This is a genomic window from Marinomonas profundi (assembly GCF_020694005.1).
GTDB classification, from domain to species: Bacteria; Pseudomonadota; Gammaproteobacteria; order Pseudomonadales; family Marinomonadaceae; genus Marinomonas; species Marinomonas profundi.
Genome location: NZ_CP073013.1, coordinates 886,253 through 905,267, shown reverse-complemented (window position 1 = coordinate 905,267; position 19,015 = coordinate 886,253). Strand labels below are relative to the sequence as shown.

14 protein-coding genes and 2 pseudogenes are annotated in these 19,015 nt (G+C 43.8%); 6 read left to right on the top strand and 10 right to left on the bottom strand.

Annotated features, from left to right (window positions below):
- Positions 1–70: 70 nt before the first annotated feature.
- Positions 71–589: a hypothetical protein gene (locus tag J8N69_RS04170; RefSeq protein ID WP_168827659.1), complete on the bottom strand. Its 519-nt coding sequence runs from the start codon at positions 587–589 to the stop codon at positions 71–73.
- A 400-nt stretch (positions 590–989) separates the two neighbouring features.
- Positions 990–1,961 carry an IS5 family transposase gene (locus J8N69_RS04165; protein ID WP_067038543.1) on the bottom strand — a complete coding sequence of 324 codons (972 nt, stop codon included), beginning with the start codon at positions 1,959–1,961 and terminating at the stop codon, positions 990–992.
- Positions 1,962–2,028: 67 nt separating this feature from the next.
- Here J8N69_RS04165 and J8N69_RS04160 point away from each other — a divergent pair.
- The 4 genes and pseudogenes from J8N69_RS04160 to J8N69_RS04145 form a co-directional block, all read left to right on the top strand.
- Positions 2,029–2,583: pseudogene (locus J8N69_RS04160) on the top strand (transposase); the annotation flags it as partial.
- A 724-nt stretch (positions 2,584–3,307) separates the two neighbouring features.
- On the top strand, positions 3,308–4,558 hold the full coding sequence (ltrA, locus tag J8N69_RS04155; protein ID WP_168827679.1) for a group II intron reverse transcriptase/maturase: 1,251 nt from the start codon (positions 3,308–3,310) through the stop codon (positions 4,556–4,558).
- A gap of 67 nt (positions 4,559–4,625) precedes the next feature.
- Positions 4,626–4,802 (top strand): annotated as a pseudogene (locus J8N69_RS04150) (transposase domain-containing protein); the annotation flags it as partial.
- 241 nt (positions 4,803–5,043) lie between these two features.
- Entirely contained in the window at positions 5,044–5,574 is a 531-nt protein-coding gene (locus tag J8N69_RS04145; RefSeq protein ID WP_168822430.1) for an MBL fold metallo-hydrolase, read from the top strand.
- 187 nt (positions 5,575–5,761) lie between these two features.
- Here the strand turns inward: J8N69_RS04145 and J8N69_RS04140 are convergent, their stop codons facing one another.
- From J8N69_RS04140 to fahA, 7 genes are read right to left on the bottom strand one after another with little or no spacing between them, the layout of a single operon-like run.
- Positions 5,762–7,090 (bottom strand): TRAP transporter large permease, encoded by a 1,329-nt coding sequence (locus J8N69_RS04140; RefSeq protein WP_168822431.1) that lies wholly within the window; start codon positions 7,088–7,090, stop codon positions 5,762–5,764.
- Positions 7,087–7,566, bottom strand: coding sequence for a TRAP transporter small permease (locus J8N69_RS04135; RefSeq protein ID WP_227803969.1), 480 nt, complete (start codon positions 7,564–7,566; stop codon positions 7,087–7,089). The genes J8N69_RS04140 and J8N69_RS04135 overlap by 4 nt, the downstream gene beginning before the upstream one ends.
- A gap of 49 nt (positions 7,567–7,615) precedes the next feature.
- Positions 7,616–8,665 (bottom strand): TRAP transporter substrate-binding protein, encoded by a 1,050-nt coding sequence (locus J8N69_RS04130; RefSeq protein WP_168822433.1) that lies wholly within the window; start codon positions 8,663–8,665, stop codon positions 7,616–7,618.
- Between the two features lie 47 nt (positions 8,666–8,712).
- Positions 8,713–10,998 (bottom strand): cytochrome P450/oxidoreductase, encoded by a 2,286-nt coding sequence (locus J8N69_RS04125; protein ID WP_168822434.1) that lies wholly within the window; start codon positions 10,996–10,998, stop codon positions 8,713–8,715.
- A 52-nt stretch (positions 10,999–11,050) separates the two neighbouring features.
- Positions 11,051–11,599 (bottom strand): VOC family protein, encoded by a 549-nt coding sequence (locus J8N69_RS04120; protein ID WP_168822435.1) that lies wholly within the window; start codon positions 11,597–11,599, stop codon positions 11,051–11,053.
- A 19-nt stretch (positions 11,600–11,618) separates the two neighbouring features.
- Entirely contained in the window at positions 11,619–12,263 is a 645-nt protein-coding gene (maiA, locus tag J8N69_RS04115) for a maleylacetoacetate isomerase (protein WP_211084846.1), read from the bottom strand.
- 9 nt (positions 12,264–12,272) lie between these two features.
- Positions 12,273–13,532: a fumarylacetoacetase gene (fahA, locus tag J8N69_RS04110; protein WP_168822436.1), complete on the bottom strand. Its 1,260-nt coding sequence runs from the start codon at positions 13,530–13,532 to the stop codon at positions 12,273–12,275.
- A gap of 117 nt (positions 13,533–13,649) precedes the next feature.
- On the opposite strand from fahA, the gene J8N69_RS04105 reads away from it, so the two are divergent.
- Positions 13,650–14,555: a LysR family transcriptional regulator gene (locus tag J8N69_RS04105; RefSeq protein ID WP_168822437.1), complete on the top strand. Its 906-nt coding sequence runs from the start codon at positions 13,650–13,652 to the stop codon at positions 14,553–14,555.
- A 959-nt stretch (positions 14,556–15,514) separates the two neighbouring features.
- Positions 15,515–16,492, top strand: coding sequence for an EF-P lysine aminoacylase EpmA (gene epmA / locus J8N69_RS04100; protein WP_168822438.1), 978 nt, complete (start codon positions 15,515–15,517; stop codon positions 16,490–16,492).
- 8 nt (positions 16,493–16,500) lie between these two features.
- Here epmA and J8N69_RS04095 read toward each other — a convergent pair whose 3' ends face one another.
- Positions 16,501–19,008 (bottom strand): bifunctional diguanylate cyclase/phosphodiesterase, encoded by a 2,508-nt coding sequence (locus J8N69_RS04095; RefSeq protein ID WP_168822439.1) that lies wholly within the window; start codon positions 19,006–19,008, stop codon positions 16,501–16,503.
- Between the last annotated feature and the right edge of the window lie 7 nt (positions 19,009–19,015).

Below are 19,015 nucleotides of genomic sequence, written 5' to 3'. Positions count from 1 at the left end.
CAATAAGTATGGTTAAAAATGACGACCTCGTCAATCTGAAAAGTATATCGGAGCATTTTTTAAGCCTTTCTTATTTGTTTAAGGACAGAGGTGATAAGTTATTAATTGCTTCAAAAGTTGAAACAAACTCTTTTGTTATTCCCTCGATCGACAGCTCATTGACAGGCCATCTAAAGCATTTGCTTCCGCCAGAATACCAATGATTAACCGCTTTATTTGCTAAGGATTCATGAATGCTTTCAAGTTCTAGTTCTTCATCATCTGTTTGAATATGAATTTGGATGAAAATGTGCTTTCCTGCATTGCGTGGATCGTCATCAGCTATGTCCACAGATGGTACGCCAGTGGCGAAAAGTACCGCCTCTGTCATTTCATCTTTGCTATAGAGAATAGTGGTAGGCAAACCGAACCAAGAAGACTTTTGGCTGCGTAATATACCGTTTAGCTCCGGATGCTGCTCTAGTTTCGTATGGGCTTTTTGTTGGACGCTCTGCAAGGTGTTTTTGAGCAAATTCCAGGCCTGAGATATTTCACCAAGGTGCGTCAAAACGAATTCTTCTTGAGCGCTATTTTGTTCTTCGTCGTTCACAAGGTTCTCCAAATGCAGTAAAAAATCCTTTAATACCAAATACCATTTATTAAACGGTGCGTCGAAAAAATGCTGCTGTAGCCGCTTCTTTATTTCATTAACCAATTGTTGGAAACTGATTCCACACCAGCGAGGGTGAAGGTGTACGTTATCAACTTTTCCATCAGGGGATAAAATGACAAAAACAGCCTGTTTTTCTGTCTCATCAGTTAAATCGTTATCTTTATTTACTGCTTTCTTAGTCCTAATTAAGCTGTCTACATAGGGAACATACGAACAAGTAAGACAATTTTTAGCTGACTTTCAGCTTGTGACAGTATTTCCTCAGAAGCGACATTTAATCACCACTTAACCCACTTGTAAGGTACTTCAAGCACCTTACAACCGTTATTTGGACGGATTAACCCCGTGCAGAACGTATCATCTGATCTACTCGTAACAAATTTCCAAGTGCAAACAGCACGGCGAGTTTGTTGTCATTTTTAGACAGGCCTTTGTAGACGACTTTGCGGAACCCAAACTGGCATTTCAGTATTCTAAACGGGTGCTCGACTTTCGCTCGGATACTCGCCTTTAAGTATTCCGTTCGGATCAGCTGCTTGTTGAGGCGGGGGTGCTTTTTCCAAGCACGTATCTTGCTGGGCATCTCAGCTACTAACCAATCGACATTCTTATCTTTTGTTTCTGTGCGCTTTTCTACGCCACGGTAGCCAGAGTCCGCCGATACAAATGACTCATTGCCATGAAGAAGTTCCGTCAACTGGTTTAAATCGTGATCATTGGCAGGCGTCGTGGTGAAGCTGTGAACTAACCCACGCTTTGCATCAACACCGATGTGAGCTTTCATGCCAAAGAACCATTGTTTTCCCTTTTGCGTTTGGTGCATTTCGGGATCGCGTGCATTAGATTTATTTTTGGTGGAACTTGCTGCCTCAATAATCGTCGCATCAACGATTGTCCCTTCTTTAAAGTAGGTGCCAGAATCAGACAGCCATTTGTTTACTTCTTTGAAGAGTTTACGACCCAGCTTATGCTTCTCAAGCAGGTGACGGAAATTCATGATGGTCGTGTGGTCTGGGATCGCACCTTCTAATGATAGGCCAGCAAACAGCCGCATAGAGGTGATCTCGTAAAGGGCATCTTCCATCGCTGGATCACTCATGTTGTACCAGTTCTGCATAAAGTGAATGCGCAGCATGGTAGCGAGAGGGTATGGACGCCGACCATTGCCAGCTTTTGGGTAAAACGGCTCAATCTGAGCTTCGAGCTGTAGCCATGGAATCAGCTCATTCATCCGACCAAGGAAGAGCTCTTTGCGAGTCTTGCGGCGTTTGCTGGTAAATTCGGTATCGGCGAAGGAAAGCTGATTCATGTCATTCGGTCTTGAGGTAATGGTCAGATCGGCATTGTCTCATATTGGGGACTTAATCGCAGTTTCCTTAACGCTCACCCAAAAACAGGAAGACACACTTAACCAAGCCTATCGATTACTAAAACAAACTCGCCAGAGCAAAAACAAACTCTACAGCCTGCATGAACCCAATGTGGATTGCATATCCAAAGGCAAAGCGCATAAACGCTACGAATTTGGCGTGAAAGCCAGCATAGCCGTGACCGCTAAAGAATCCTTCATTGTGGGCGCAAGAAGCTATCCCGGTAATCCGTATGATGGGCACACCCTGAAAGATCAACTGCAACAAGTAGAAACCTTGATGGGGCGAAAGCCTGAAACCTGTTTTGTTGACCGAGGATATAAAGGGTCAGGTGTGGAAGATATTAAAGTCTTGATTGCAGGTCAAAAACGCGGAGTCCCCAAGAAAGAGAAGAACTGGATGGGGAGAAGAAATAGCGTAGAGCCTATCATCGGGCACCTCAAATCAGACGGAAAACTCAGACGATGCTTCCTCAAGGGAATACTGGGCGATGCGATTAACGTGATCCTAAGCGCCTGTGGCCAAAACCTTCGTAAGCTGCTGAAGTGGCTTCATTTTGCCTTGATCCGGTGTGGCATTTATAGCGGGATGAGATTGATACAAGCCTTATTGCCGAGAAGGCTAGAAAATGAAATGGCGCTTTAGACTAAAAACGCCATTATTCAGGGGCGACTTTTTAAAAATATCAAACTTTACCTCTCTCAGGCCCTTTAAAGTGTTATTTTCGTATCAAACTATAATGTCGCCGTACAACTTGGTCGTAAAAATTGGTTGTGTGTGTCACGAAGGAGACATTATGAAGTAGAACTGATTGCAGCATAATGAATCCATGCTCTAAGTTGGATGGAGGAAGGCCCTCCGGTCAGGGCGTTCAGGCGCACTGATCAAACTACCTGATGCTGCTGTTGGCTAAGGTCTTCGGTAGTGAGCGATTCAGGAAAAGGCGGAAATACTACCGTCAAGTAAGTCTGGAAGAGTCGAACGAAAGTGAACTGTTCGAAGAAGCATCGAAATCTTAGGTGATGTCAAAAAGGGGTTGTACAGCCACCCCCTGATAAGTGTAGAGGATACCTGATTACTGACTACATGGCATCCGGTGTTAAGGCAGCGGGACTTCCAGACAGGCCAGCTTAGGGAACGTGAGAACCTACTGCTAGCACGTATCGTGCAGTAGGGACGGACAGGCTCGTAGTAGTGTCGAATGCGCTGTAATGGTGCTGGAGCGAAGGGGTCTGGGTCGCCGAATTGGTTAGAACACAACTTTTTTTAAGAGGATGACGTTTTAATGCAAGGCAAAGCATTTGAGATTCCTAAGTCTCTCGTGTGGCAATCGTATAAATCGGTCAAACGCAATAAAGGTGCGCCGGGCTGCGATGGCCAAACAATGAAGCAATTTGATAACAACAGAGACCGTAATCTTTACAAGATATGGAACCGTTTGTGTTCTGGCAGTTACCTGCCGCCACCGGTTCGTGAAAAGCGAATTCCTAAAGCGGATGGTTCAGACAGAATACTGGGTATTCCAACAATTAGTGATCGTATCGCGCAAGGGGCAGTCAAGATCTATCTGGAAACGCGACTAGATAAGCTATTTCATAATAGTTCATTTGGTTATCGTCCCAATAGATCAGCGCATATGGCTTTAACGCAATGTGAGCGTAACTGTCGTTTTAAAAGTTGGGTATTAGAGATAGATATCAAGGCCTTCTTTGATCATGTTGACCATGATTTGGTGGTGAAAGCGTTAGAACACCATGATATGCCTCGTTGGGTAATATTGTACTGTCGTAGGTGGATGGAAGCCCCCATGACGGACTCAAGCAAGGCTGATACCCTAACAAAGAGAGCGCGTGGTACGCCGCAAGGCGGCGTTATCTCGCCCATTTTGGCGAATTTATTTCTTCACTATGCTTTTGATCGATGGATGGACAAACATTGGCGTTATGTGCCGTTTGAACGGTACGCAGACGACATTGTATGTCACTGTAGTCGAATGTCAGAGGCGGTGAATCTAAAGGAAGCGATCCAACGACGAATGGAAGAAGTGGGATTGAGTATCAATGAGGCCAAATCGAATGTGGTCTATATAGATACATTTCCACGCCATAACGTAAAGAAAGTCTTCACGTTCCTAGGCTATGACTTTAAGGTTAGAACGCTTAGGAGAAAAGACGGTTGTTTGTTTAGAAAATGTGCAGCGGGTGCCTCAATGACCGCCATGAAGCGAATCACGAAAACGATTACTTCGTGGCGAATACATCGATCATCTGGAGCGACATTGAAAGAGCTTGCGCAGAGGTACAATGCCTCGTTAAGAGGGTGGATACACTACTATGGCAAGTTTTGGTACCGACACTTCAGTTATCGTATCTGGTCTGTTTTTCAATCAAGGTTGATTAAATGGGCAAGATGCAAGTTGAAGATAGGAACACGAGAGGCGGAGCGAAAGCTTGAGCAAGTACGAAAACGCATGCCAACGCTCTTTGCTCATTGGGAATTACTTCGTGCATCAAATGTGCGACCAAGAGCCGTATGACGGGAGACTGTCACGTACGGTTCTGTGAGCAGCTTGGGAGCGAAACTCCCCCTTGCTGACTCGACTCTCAAATACGGGCAATGGAGCACGGTCCAGCGCGACGCTTTACAGCATCATAGAAACAGCCAAAGCCAACGGGCTGATCCCGTATGATTACTTAGTCAGATTGTTTGAAGAACTGCCAAAAAGAAAGGAAAACGATGGCATAGACGATTTATTGCCGTGGAATATCAAGCTAATCTAAGTTTGAGAATAAAGAGAAAAGTCTTCCTGCTGCGTCCTTGCAGCGACTGAGTCATCCTGAAAACGACAGAGCCTCCATCCTGGAGGCGTAGGCAAATCCATTTGCCCTCTGTCTGGTAAATAAGTTAGCGAAGATAAACGGCGTATGCAAGAAAAAAATCAGAACAGCATGCATCATTAAACAGAGTTTTAAGATAATAAAGCATGTCTAAGTGGTGATGGCCGGACGCTTACGAATAATTATGAAAATTAAATTCGTAGGTGCTATCGATGGCATCACTGGGTCTTGTTCTTGGTTGAAGCACATTGGGTCTGGAACTCAATGGTTAGTAGATTGCGGTATGAATCAAGGGGCACAAGCAGGCTTAAAAAATGAGCGTCCATTTGTTTTTGAACCAACAGAGATTACAGGTGTAATTCTAACCCATGCTCACATTGATCATTGTGGGTTAATTCCTAAACTTTACAAAGAAGGGTTTAAGGGAAAGGTATACTGTACTGAAGCGACAGCTGAAATATCTAAAATTCAGTTAAAAAGTGCAGTTAAGCACTTATCTCCTAAACTATATAGTGATCAAGATGTTGATAGCATTCAGTGGGCGCCATTTGATACTGATGAGCGTTTTAACTGGGGTAAATCGATTGCACTTGTCCCTAATATTAAAATAACGCCTATGCGTGGGAGTCATATGCTTGGATCTAGTGCTATTCAATTATCGTGGAAAGTAAGCGAATCTCTGTGGACTTCCCATACTTCGCTAGACGCTATTTAATGTCAGGGTTGTATAGTGTAATACATTTATATGTATTATCTAATGAGGCAAGTCTGATTGATAGAAATCACCTATGATTTTGTAGGTGTGTTTAAATTATAATCAATTAAAATTAGAGGTTTTTCTTAGTTTTTTCAACAACAGGTTGTGTCACCCCCCACATTGCTGTGGGGGTGACACGTATGTATTAATCGTAAATTAGGCTGGGTAGCCACAGTGAGAGCGGTACAAGGACGACCACAATGAGTAGGCGTAGGAGGTCGGCTATCCAAAAAGGCAGTACTCCTTTAAAAATGGTGCCGGTACGAACATCTTTGATAATACTGCTTAGTACAAAGACATTCATTCCAACGGGTGGAGTGATCAAGCTGATTTCAACCACAATCACCGCTACTACACCAAACCAGACTAAGCTGTATCCTAGTTCCGCAACGATTGGAAAAAACACTGGAATGGTCAGTAAAAGCATTGAAAAGCTTTCTAGTACCATGCCAAGAATGATGTAAATCATTAAAATGACGAAAATAACCATGATTGGTGCGACGTCCATCGATAAAACAAAGTCGACCATCATACTGGGTAGTCCGGCGCGATTAATAAAGTCAGAAAAAATCAACGCACCAATGACAATAACAAATAAAGTGGCGGAAGTGCGTGCACTGTCTGCTAATGTCTTAAAAAGGGCCGATAAGCTAAGGCTGCGGCGTAAAAGAGCGATAATAAACGCACCACCTGCGCCAATTCCAGCGGCTTCTGTTGGTGTGAAAATACCTAGATAAATACCACCCATAACCAGAGCGAATAGGCCTAGTATGTCTCGTACGCCTTTTAGAGCTTGTAAGCGGTCGCGCCAGCTCATACGCTCTGCACTCGGTCCGGCTTTTGGATCGCGCCAAACGGTGTATTTAACCGCACCAAGGTACAAAATAATTCCCAAAATTCCAGGAATAAGCCCAGCAGCAAATAGTTCACGGATACTGGTTTCTGTTAATAAGCCATAAACAATTAACATGACACTGGGAGGAATTAAAATACCTAGTGTACCGCCTGCTGCAATTGAAGCCGTTGCTAGGGCGTCGCTATAGCCATATTTTCTCATGGGAGGCATGGACACTTTTGCCATGGTAGCTGCGGTGGCGAGGCTAGAGCCGCTTACAGCGGAAAAGCCACCACAGGCAACGATGGTAGCCATAGCAAGGCCCCCTTTTCTATGGCACAAAAAAGCATAGGATGCGTTGTATAGCTCTTTTGAGAGTCCAGACCGAGTGATTAAATTACCCATCAAAATAAATAAGGGAATGATGGAGAGGCCATAATCTTGGACTGTATCAATAATGCGGTTAGACGCCATAGAAAGAGGGATTTTCCAACGAAAGCTATCTATGTTGTCCCAAGTGAGTCCATTTAAAACAGCAAAGCCAAAGAATCCTACTACTCCCATCGAGAAAGCAATTGGAATTCTAAATATCATGATCATGATCAAAAGAACGGCAAAACCGGTTAATATCAACGTCATTTTTCTTCTCCTGAGATGGCCGATTTAAAGACTGACATCACAAAATAAAGAAGAGCGCTGATACCTGTAAGCCAGCTTAAAATAGCGATGTATTGAATTAAAAAGCCAACTTCAATATGTAAAAAGTCCGTTGTAATATTTCTCCTTATCATTCGAGCTCCTAACGCCCATATTCTAAAAGACACAAAATACAGTGATGAAAAAATAATAAGAGCGGACACTATAGATAATATGCGTAATACAGAATCTTTAATAAAGATGTCAATTAAATCGACTACAATGTGTGCACCACGCCAGGTGACAACAGGCATAACAGAGAAAATGATGATAGCTAGGCCAATCTCAGTTAATTCGGTAGCTCCAAGTACGGGAGAGTCAAAAAAGTAGCGACCAACGACATCGATGCAGGTGAGGACCATAAGAGCAAATAGCGTACTCGCGGCTATCAGTTCAAAGAAGAAGGCCAACCATTTCATTGGCCCTCTATCCTCATAGTTTGCGTTTAACCATGAGATAAACGACATATTAGAGCGCTCCAGCGTCTTTTTGTTGCTCTTTGGCATAAGAGTGAGCTTCAGCTCTTAGCATGTCTAATGCCGCTTTTGCGTCAACTTTTTTGTCTTCGACCGACTCAAGCCACTGTTTGTCTAAACCAGCTGTTTTTTCAGTGTAAGACAAGGTGATTGGGTGATCTTTATCTAGTACTACGACTTTTCCACCATTTTCTTCAGCAAATTTTTGGGCTGCAATGTCAGCTTTATCCCAAGCTGCGCCTGCCATGGTAGATAAGCGTTCACCTGATACACTGCGAATAGCATTGGCGTCTTTTTCGCTCAAAGAATCCATAAAATCAGGGTTAATGAACATCACAAAACTACCCATGTACATACCCGTTGGCAGGGCCGTAACGTAAGGCGCTACTTCATATAAGCGCTGAGCTTGTTGTTCGGTCATTGGCATAAACACACCATCTACCACACCGGTTTGCATCAGTTCATATACTTTGTTGCCAGGTGCGGCAACAGGAATAACTTCTAAACGCTTGCCAATTTCGGCTTGTATGCCACCACCAATGCGGATTTTTTTGCCCTTTAAATCATCAAGGCTATTAACTGGAAAGCTTGTTTGCATAACGCCTGCTCCATGAGTGAACAAGGCAAGAAGCTCTAATCCATCATGTTCGTTCGCTTTTTTGAGGTATTTTTCATAGGTACGCCAGTGAGCAGCGGAAGCCGCTTCAGCATTAACGCCTAGTCCAGGTAGCTCTACTATTTCCTGCAGTTTAAAACGGCCAGGAATAAAGCCATGAAAACTAAAGGCAGCATCCGATACGCCATCTTCAACGATATCAAAAAGTTGACCTGGGTTATTAGAGCTGTATTCAATGTTAACGGTAACACGACCTTCAGTCGCTTCTTCAACCCACTTAGCCCATGTTGGCCACACAACAGCGTTTTGTGCGTGAGTGGGCGGCAGCCATGTGCTGACGTTAAGCACTGTTTGGGCAGAGGCTAGTGTACTGAATCCCGCTAAAACGGCACTGGCTAATACGATAGAACGCATGGTATTAAACATAATGGCTTTCTTCCTATTTTATTGTTGTTTTGATTGTTGGCATGTACTTATAGTTTTATGGTTATTTTTCCTGATGCTCGGGAGCAGCAGGTCATCATTTTTTGGTTGCTTTGTTTTTCTTTTGCGCTAAGAACATGGTCACGATGGTCTATCTCACCTCCTTCTACGACAAGTACCTCACAGCTTCCGCAAAGTCCTTCTGCACAATCGTTCGGTACATCAATGTCATTATTTAATAACACCTCCAAGAGCGTTTTATCTCTGGGGACGGAATAGGTTTTGCCGGTATCCATCAACTCAACCTCAAAAGCGTTTTCTTTTTCGGGGTCCAAGGTTTGGCTTTCTGAGGTGAAAAGCTCAGAACTAAATGCAAGATGATAGCGTTCTGCTAACATTTGAATCTCGTTGATCATTGATTTTGGGCCGCAGGAATAAATGTGTGTCTTTGGCGGCTGCACTTTTAATAAAGTCTCTAGATCGATGCGATTTCCTTCACTTGAAATATAAAGTTCGGGCGCTTGTGCAAATTTTTCTAATTGATTGATATGGACCATGCTTTGTCGCGTCTGACCACAGTACAGCAGTCTGAACTCCTTATTTTCGTGCTTAAGCTGTTCGGCCATAGATAGCATAGGAGTAATCCCGATACCGCCAGCAATAAGTAGAACGGGTTGTGTATGTGGTTTTAATGGGAAAAAATTCTTAGGGCCTTGAATTGATAGTCGATCGCCGACCATCAAATGATGGTGGATCCAAGCTGAGCCGCCATTACCGTGTGTTTCCTGTTTAACCAATATTGTATAATGGTTAGCGTTTAGGCTTGGACAAAGTGAGTATTTTCTTTTTAAACCGTTTGGCAGGTGAAGCTCAATGTGTGCTCCCGGTGTCCAACGAGGAAATGCTAAGGTGTCATCCTCTGAAGCCAGAATGATTTCCTTGATGTCTGTGGCGATGGTATTAATAGCCACGACTTTAGCAGGTCGCACAATGGTGCGTTTGTCTGGGTTGCCAATCGGAAAAGTACGTGATGTTTTTTCCGTACCTTGGACCGCCTTTGGGGTCCACTCTACCCACAGTGCTTCAGGCCCATGAAACGAGGTGTTGGGGGTGACGGTAAAGGTTTGCTCGGATAGTGCCATATCAGGTATGCGACGTGTCAGCTCTTCAATAAACGCACACATTTCCAAACGACCGATATTGCGCCCTAAGCACTGATGTGCACCATAGCCAAAAGATAAGTGTTCGCTGGCGTTGTCGCGTAATATGTCAAGCTCTTCAGGGTTTTCAAATTGTTCAGGATCACGGTTGGCAGCGGCCATTACAAGGAATAGCTTATCCCCTTTGGCAATGTCGACGCCGTTTATTTGTATGTTTTCGGTCGCTTCACGACGCCATGACACAATAGGACCTGCATAGCGCAAACACTCTTCAACAGCCGATGGGATAAGCTGCGGCTGGTGGTGCAGTTTTTGCCAAAGCTTTGGTGTGGATAAAAGGTGTTTTATAGCGTTAGCAGTCGCGGTGGCAGTGGTTTCATGAGCGGCTACCAAAATGGCCATCATCATAGAGTGCAGGTAGTTGTCTGTCACAACGCGAGGGTTGCTTTGATTTTTGCGAATCATGTCATACATCCAGCCGCTTTGACCTTCTGTATTTTGTTTCATGCGTTCTAGTACTTCACCAGAGTAGTGCCAAAATTTGCCCACATTGGTGGCCACGTGTTTTTGTTCTTCGAGTGAAGGGCGTCCCCAGGTGTTAACCTTGTGTGCCACACCGAATTGCTGCAATACCGAAATATCATCGTCGGGGACACCTAAAAACTTTAGGGCAACAATCACCGGAATGTCCCACAAAAGTGTGGCCATTAGGTCTACTTTGCCAAGGCCGATAAATTCATCGACTTTGTTGGTGACTAAAGTTTTGGTAAGTTCGCGTAGCCCTTCAAGTTTGGAGGAATCAAATGCTTCCAGTAGCTCACGGCGGCGTTCCATGTGAATTGGCTCGTCTTCATTGACTAATGTACGGTTCATACCATAATCGTAAGATTGTAAAATCTCAGCTGTTTCTTGGGTGTCTGGGGTGAATTTTTCCAACACATTACGAGCTGAAAAAATGACCGGATCACGGAATATTTCACGAATGTCTTCATAGCGTGTCACCACCCAATAATTCATTTCTTCAGAGAAAAAGATAGGTTTTTCTTCACGAAATGACTGTAAAGCGGTAGCAGGGCAGTGCTGAAATTCTGGCCCAAACATATCAAATTTTTGCGCCTTTTCGTTAAGCTCAGCTGAAGCATGAAATGGGCATTTTGATGCTGAAGAAGTGTTCATAATATCGTGCTCCTGTCATTTTTATTATTTTGTGCTTTTTGGCTTAGTTGCTTTAGCCTTCAAATTCTTCGGCATGTAAAAACTTGGTATGTTCAGGAGCACGCTTAGTTTTTGTCCACTCGTTGAGCATATCTTGTTTCATTTCTTCAGTTATCTGGGCGATCTTTGCTTCTGCAGCTGGATCATCGTAAGCCAATTCAATGCGATGGCCATTGGGATCAAAAAAGTAAATTGAATGAAAGAGCCCATGGTTTACGATGCCAAGTACGTCGACGCTATTTTCTTCAAGGTGTGCTTTTGCAATTTCCAATGTGTCGCGATCTTTAACGCGAAGGGCGATGTGTTGCACCCACGCTGGGGTGTTTTTGTCACTACCCATTTTAGGTTGCGTAGGCAGCTCAAAAAAAGCCAATACGTTGCCATTACCGGCATCTAAAAAAACGTGCATGTAAGGGTCTGGCTCTTTGGTCGAAGGTACATGGTTTTCAGCAAAGGCGAGGGTGAAATCCATATGAAGGTTTTTCTTGTACCAGTCCACTGTCTCTTTGGCATCGTGGCAGCGATATGCAACATGATGTATTTGTTCTATTTTAAATGTCATGAGAGTTTCCTTTAATTGGTTAAGCCATGTCAGGTTGCTGTTCAGGTGCAGCTTGTATAAACGCTGGATGATCCTTGCAATGCTTATAGACGGACTCAATATGTGGATAGGAATCAAGGCTCATATTGAAGCGTTTGGCATTGTAAACTTGCGGTACAAGGCAACAATCGGCCAAGCTTGGCGTGTCACCAAAGCAAAACTTACCCGGTTGTTTTACTAAGACTTTTTCCAGTGCATCAAAGCCCACAGTGATCCAATGTATGTACCATTGCTGGCGTTGCGTATCATCAACATTAAATGATTGGTTTAAGTATTGCAGTACTCGTAAATTATTAAGAGGGTGTACATCACACGCAATCATCTGGCTAATAGCGCGCACTTGAGCACGCTCCTCAGGATTATCTGGCAGAAGTGATATCGTATCGGGGTACGCTTCTTCAAGATACTCAATAATTGCCAATGATTGAGATAGTACAGTCTGTTTATCCACCAGCGTTGGCAAGAGTTTCATAGGATTCAAAGATGCATAGTGGCTACTGTGTTGTTCTCCTCCATTGTTAAGCAAATGAACAGGAATATACTCATACGGCATTTCTTTGAGGTTCAAAGCAATGCGCACTCTATATGCGGCTGAGCTTCTAAAATAACTGTAAAGCTGAATCATGATCTTGCCTTAAAAGTTAAAATTGTGAGCAGGAAGGACTTTTCCTCGTACTTCACCAAAACCTACTCGTACGTTATCTTTTTGCGCGTAACCTCGCATAACGATACTGTCACCATCTTCAATAAAGTGGCGTGATTCGCCATTCTGAAGCGTTAACGCTTCAGACATATTCCAAGTCAGTTCGAGTAAGCTACCGCGGCTGTTTTTTTCTTTACCTGAAATGGTGCCAGAGCCTAACAAGTCGCCTACTTGCATGTTGCAGCCACTGATTGCGTGGTGAGTCAGTTGCTGAGCCATGGTCCAGTACATGTATTTGAAGTTGGTTTTACTGATCACCGTTTCTTCACCCGCCACATCAAACGATACTTCAAGATTGATGTCATAGTTGTTATCGCGTGTTTCGCGTAGGTAAGGCAGAGGAAGAGGTTCTTGTTTAGGCGCAGGGCATCGAAACAGTTCTAATGCGTCGAGTGTTACTACCCATGGAGATATAGAAGAGCCAAAAGTTTTGGAGTTAAAAGGCCCTAGCGGTATGTATTCCCATTGTTGTATGTCACGCGCTGACCAATCATTGAGCAATACCATACCAAAGATATGCTCGTGTGCCTCTTCGACAGGAATCGGCTTACCTAGTGCGTTAGAACGGCCCACAATGAAGCCAGTTTCCAGTTCAAAATCCAGCTTTCGGCAGGGTGAGAAAACAGGGCGTTCTGCATCCGGCGCTTTAATTTGGCCACTCGGACGCACAATATCTGTGCCACTGACCACTACAGAACTAGCACGGCCATTGTAGCCTACAGGCAATTCAGTCCAGTTAGGCATCAGAGCGTTTTCTGGACCTCGGAACATGCATCCAACGTTAAAGGCGTGCTCACGAGACGAGTAGAAATCTGTATAAGAAGGCACATGAATGGGTAAATGCATTTGAACTATTGCTTGCTCAATCAAGGCGCTAGCGCGTAAGGCTTGGTTGTCGCGCAGTTCAGGGTTGTCTGCATCTAATAGCGATTGTAGGCGAGCTCTGGTTTGTTGCCAAATGGCTTTGCCAAGCGAGATAAAAGGGTTCAGCGTGTTGTTGTGAAAGACAGGCATGTCTGAGGTTGGTAAAAGACCAGCAGATTCGAGCTGGCTTAAGTCCAATATTTGATTGCCAATAGCTACCCCAACGCGTGGACTCAATGAATCGCTACTGAAAATCCCATAGGGCAAATTGTGGATGGAAAAATCACTATTTCTCTCGACAGGTACAAATGTTTTCTTCGTGTCCATAAGTCCTTAAACCCTTTTAAAGTTATTCTTTTGTGTATTTGTTTTGATGAAAAAATAGTAAAAGGTATATACTTATAAGACAAACAGATTTTATTGATATATATATGGGTAAATCTAATGAATGTAACATTAAGGCAATTACGAGCTTTTCTGGCGGTACATCAAGAGGGGAGTTTTACCAAAGCAGCAGACACTTTACATATTACCCAATCGGCCTTGAGTAGTATTATCAAGGAATTAGAGTCAAACTTAGAACTTGGGTTGTTTGACCGTTCGACTAGAAAGCTTGAAACCTCTGAAGCAGGCCGAAATATTCTTCCAGCTGTTATTCGAATGCTTGATGAGATGGAAACACTAACTAACGAGGTTAAAGGCTTAAAAGAGCTCGATTATGGCAAGGTCAGAATAGCAGTTGCTCAGCAATTGGCGTCGGTTGAGCTGCCTAGAATCATTGCACTATACAACACCATGTATCCACAAGTGGAAGTCAGCATGATCGACTGCGGTGTGGAAAAAGTACAAGATATTGTCAGCAGTGGGGAGGCCGATATTGGTATTGGACCAGAGCGTAAGTTGCAAGTGGCGCTGAGTAAACGCTTAATTTTTTCTCAACCATTTCATTTGGCCACCATGCCAACTCACCCCATCGCCACAGGCGGTAGCATCCGATGGAAAGACATCGCCCCTTTAGAGCTTATTACACTGCGTGGATCGTTTACTGATCTATTAGTAGAAAATTTAGTGCGCGACTCGGCCGACTATATTATCAGTCCAAAGCATCAGGTGAATTTTATGTCCACAGCGCTGAGTATGGTGAAAAACGGCCTAGGTGTGACTTTGTGTTTGCCTTATGCCTTTGAATCGGTTAAGCAGAGCGGGTTGGTGATGGTTCCTATTTGTGACCCCATTATTTACCGGAATTTTTATTTATACAGTTGTAAAAACCGTGAAAAACTACCAGCCGTACAAAAGTTCATTGATATCTATTTAAAACACATGCAGTTCGACAAAAAATGGGTGTAGCCTTTGTCTATCTTAAAGCGGTGCTTGGGGGAGGGATGATTTTGAGAGAATTTTGCTACTAAAATGTAGGTTCAATTTAAAGGAAAAGTGAGAGTTATGACTTTGACAAACGGTTTGGTGTATTTTGTGGCCGAGATTAGTTCATCAGTTACGCCTGACCTTGACGCGTGGTGTTCTTTATGAACATCACCCTTGCTTACAATGCTGCGAGGCGTTTTAGGCTTTACGGTATTGTGTGCTTTTTATCGAATTATGCACTGTACGCAGATTTTGCTGAAAATAGGCCTACTAAAACTTTAATTTAAAGGAGCATTTTTGTATTCAAGCTGTTTTCATATTGTGACCAAGATAGACACATAAAAGAACTTTAATCCACATTTATCAAACACCTAAAATTCTATTATTTTATTGATTTATAAGGTTTTATGTGGATTAATGGTGCATTAAGAATACTTGTGCAGTTCCCTCCGGAGGCGAAGGTCGGAGGTTCAAATCCTCTCGGGCGTACCATTTTAACAATGGTCACTAACTCTGTAACCCTTGTATTTACTGGATTTATAAGAAAATAAACTTCATATTTCTTTAGGTCTATACAACACATTTTTTCTTCATGGGACAAAATTAGGCCACCTCCTAAAAAACTTTTTATGAGGGCTCTTGCATGCGTCTAAATGTCGTCTTTCAAAAAAATGAACTGTTTTGTCTAAAAACGGTTCATCGATTCAGTTTACTAATTTCTTCATCCTTGTTGTTAGACAAAGTATGTCACTGAGAGAGTTTGTGCATTTAGTGCTTCTTCTCTTAGACTGGCGGTTTAAATCAGAAAGTGAAGACAACTCCCAGAAGGAACTGACGGTGTTTATTAAGACATTGGTTTTTTAATATAATATTCTCTGTTCCTGCCACGCAGTGGTTAGGGGTTATTTGTTATGATGCCTTTTATTTTTTGAGTGTTTTCTATGTACGATGCTTCTTTATGGCAACCCAGTGCGGATAGGTCGATTTTGCAAAGGCGTGCGCAGTTATTAAAAGCCATTCGCGCTTTTTTTGAGGCACGAGACGTGATGGAGGTCGATACGCAGTGTTTGTCTTTGGGCAGTATTACTGACCCACATATTGAGGTATTAACCAGCCACACTCGCTCTCAAGGTCAAGACCTGACTTACTATCTTCAAACCTCCCCAGAATTTGCTATGAAGCGTTTGCTTTGCGCGGGTTCGGGTTCGATTTATCAATTGGGTAAGGTGTTTCGAGCGGAAGAAATGGGCCGCCGTCACAGCATTGAATTTACTCTGTTGGAATGGTATCGAGTCAGTTTTGATCATTGGCAGTTGATGGATGAGATCCAAGGTTTATTGTCTGTCCTTTTGGGTGACGACACGTTGACGTGCGAGCGCCTCAGTTATCAAATGGCGTTTTTACGTCACCTCGGATTTGACCCCTTCACCGCGACCCTGTGCCAGTTACAAGAAAGTGCTCATGAGCACACGGAATATGGTTTGCAGGAAAATGACCGTGACACATTACTTGAGTTGCTTTTTTCGAGTGTCGTCGAACCGGCGATTGGTCAAGATAGGCCTTGTTTTGTTCATAGTTATCCTGCTTCGCAGGCGGCGCTCGCCAAGACACATCGGGATGAAACCGGACTATGGGTTGCGGCACGTTTTGAGCTCTATTGGCAAGGCATGGAGTTGGCGAATGGCTACCATGAACTGACTGATGCCAAGGAACAGGCAAAGCGCTTTGGCGAAGATAAAGAAACCCGAGGGCAAATGGGTTTGGCGACTCGACAATTTGATGAACGCTTAATTAGCGCGTTAGAACATGGTTTGCCCGACTGTGCGGGCGTTGCGTTAGGCGTGGATCGTTTACTGATGCTAATGTGTGGCAAATCGGATATTGCTGAGGTGCTGCCTTTTGCTCATGCCCGTGCCTGAGCATGGCGCTAGTGGTCTTGAATGTTGTCATGCTGGGCGAGCCAGTCGGCTTCACTAAGAGGTTCCGACAAATGGAACCCTTGTAAGTAGTCTATTTTCAGGGCGACCAGTTTTTGCATGACGGTTTCATTATGCACGAATTCCGCTTGGGTTTTGATCCCGAGCGAATGCGCCAAATTATTAATATGTTCGACCAATTTTTGTAATTTTTCGTCTTTGTCTATTGTTTTGATAATGCAGCCATCTAATTTGAGTATGTCTGGATTCAAGGCGATGAGCTTTTCTAAGTTTGAATACCCTGCGCCAAAATCGTCCACGGCCAATAACGCGCCTGCGGCTCTAAATTCGTCAATAATGGGGCTAATCCATTCGTAGTCTTGGATGGATTCTGATTCGGTGATTTCGAGAGTTAGGCGCCCATTAACTTGATTGCGTTTAAAGAATTGGCGCAAGGCTTTCAATGTTGCGTAGTGTTTAAAGTCCAAAACAGATAAGTTAAGCGCGACATGCACTTTGGGGTAAGTACTAAGAATGCGTTCGCATTTCGCTAGCATGGCGAGCGTGATTTTTGCATACAGCTGAGTTTGTTTAATGAGATCTAAAAAGAGGGCAGGACTGACGATTTCTCCATCTATACGCGCTCTTAATAAGGCCTCCGCGCCGATTTCTTCACCCGTTTGGCTGTCGTAGTAGGGTTGGAAGTAGGCAACAATGTCATTATTTTCAAGGGCTTTGCGTATTTTTAGAATCCAATCTAAATTCTCTTCTGTGGTGGTGCGTTCTGGTAAATTGCCATTCCAATAAATGGGTTGATTATGTATTTGGGCAAAGCGTCTTGCTTCGCTGGCTTTGATTAATAAATGGGTTTGTTCACAGAGTGGATTGCCTTTTAAATCAAACGCTGACGCCAGACCGACTGATAAACTTAAGGTCAACAAATGTTCGGCTTTCTTGATGGTGGAGAATTCTTGACTTTCAATGTCTTCTGCCAGATGACGAAACAGCCGAAAAACTTTACTTGGTGCGATTTGACTGTGTATGGAAACGGCGATCTCGTTGGCTGATAAACGATAACAGGTAAACTCAATGCCGACTGCGTTTGTGCTCAAGCGTCGTTTCAAATAATGTGCTAGTTGGGCCAGTAGATTGTCGGCGGTATTGTAGCTATATTGTTGATTAATAAGACGAAAATTTCGTATTCGAATAACGGCAAGATGGGCCGTATCTTGTCTGTTATTGAGGCGTCCTAATAAAGAAAAACGATTAAGCAAACCCGTTTGTAAGTCTCGTAGCCAATCGTTATTGGATGCGTTACTGGTGGGTGAGGCGAGAGACGCGTGTTCCTGTTCTAGATCCTGAAACGCATTGCTAATTAGATTAAACATGGGCGCTAAAGAATCGCTTTCATCCGGTAGCTGGATGGGTTCTATTTCACCCTTTGGGTGGTTGCTTGATTCACTAAGCGCCAGATAGGTTAAAGCATGCTGCATGACTCGTGTGCCAAATTGAGTCGAGAAAAACTCACCAAAACAATAGGTGCCATGCAGTGGCGATACTTGGTTTAGCAGGCTTAATTTGCTGGAAGGTCGTTCTCCAATAAAGTCGGTGCGGCTGATACAGTTGAAGACGAAGATGCTGTCTGGACGTTGTTCGTTAAGGTGTTGTACCTTTGGTACAATAGAGTGCAGTGACTGAGCGGGATGAAAGTAGAGGAACTTTACATAGGCGCCTTCTGGCAAGGCTTCGCTCATCATAATGGCACCGTCTTTTTCCCAACTTAATGGCACCGCATTAATTTCGACGTTATTGTGGACGGTGGTGAGGGCAAAGCGGTTGGCCAGAGACAGGCTGATTCGTTCCCCATTGGATAAATACCGCTGGTAGATTTGTTGCGCTGGCAGGTGATCTAGCTGGCGGATGATATTGCCTTCGCTGGCGGTGACCAACATGCGCCGCCCAATGGCAATATTATCGACAAAGGCGTCACGCTGCTGGGATAAATATTGCCCCACTATGCCGACGGCGACAGCTTGATTTTGGTAAAGTGTGTCTTGGTATAAAACCCAGCTATTGTCCTGATCGAAAATGCCGGCGCGACCACCGCTAATGGTCAAGTCATTTTCTTTGGAAATATGGAAAAATTCGTCTTGTAATGCCTCTTTTGAATCGACCAGCACAATGTAGGCGTTAGGCTGATCCGGTTCATTCTGAGCTAAAAAAGGGGCGAATAGCTGCTCACCTGATTGCTCCGCTTGATTGGCGTCGTAGGGTGCTGTGTGGTGGAGTAAGTGACTGCGTTCGAAATACGATAGGATAAGCGTGACACCGCTGCTTTTGACGCAGCCATTGGACAGATGCCTTTGACTTGCCATGCCGATACGGCATGCATTGGGAAAACGTTGAGTAAGGTAAATAGACCAGGGTTTAACGTCTTTTATTGTTAAGCCTAAATTCAGATAATAAGTGCGACACTGCAAATCAGGTGTAGAAGAAGCCAACTGCTGAAGTTGATACACTTCTTCT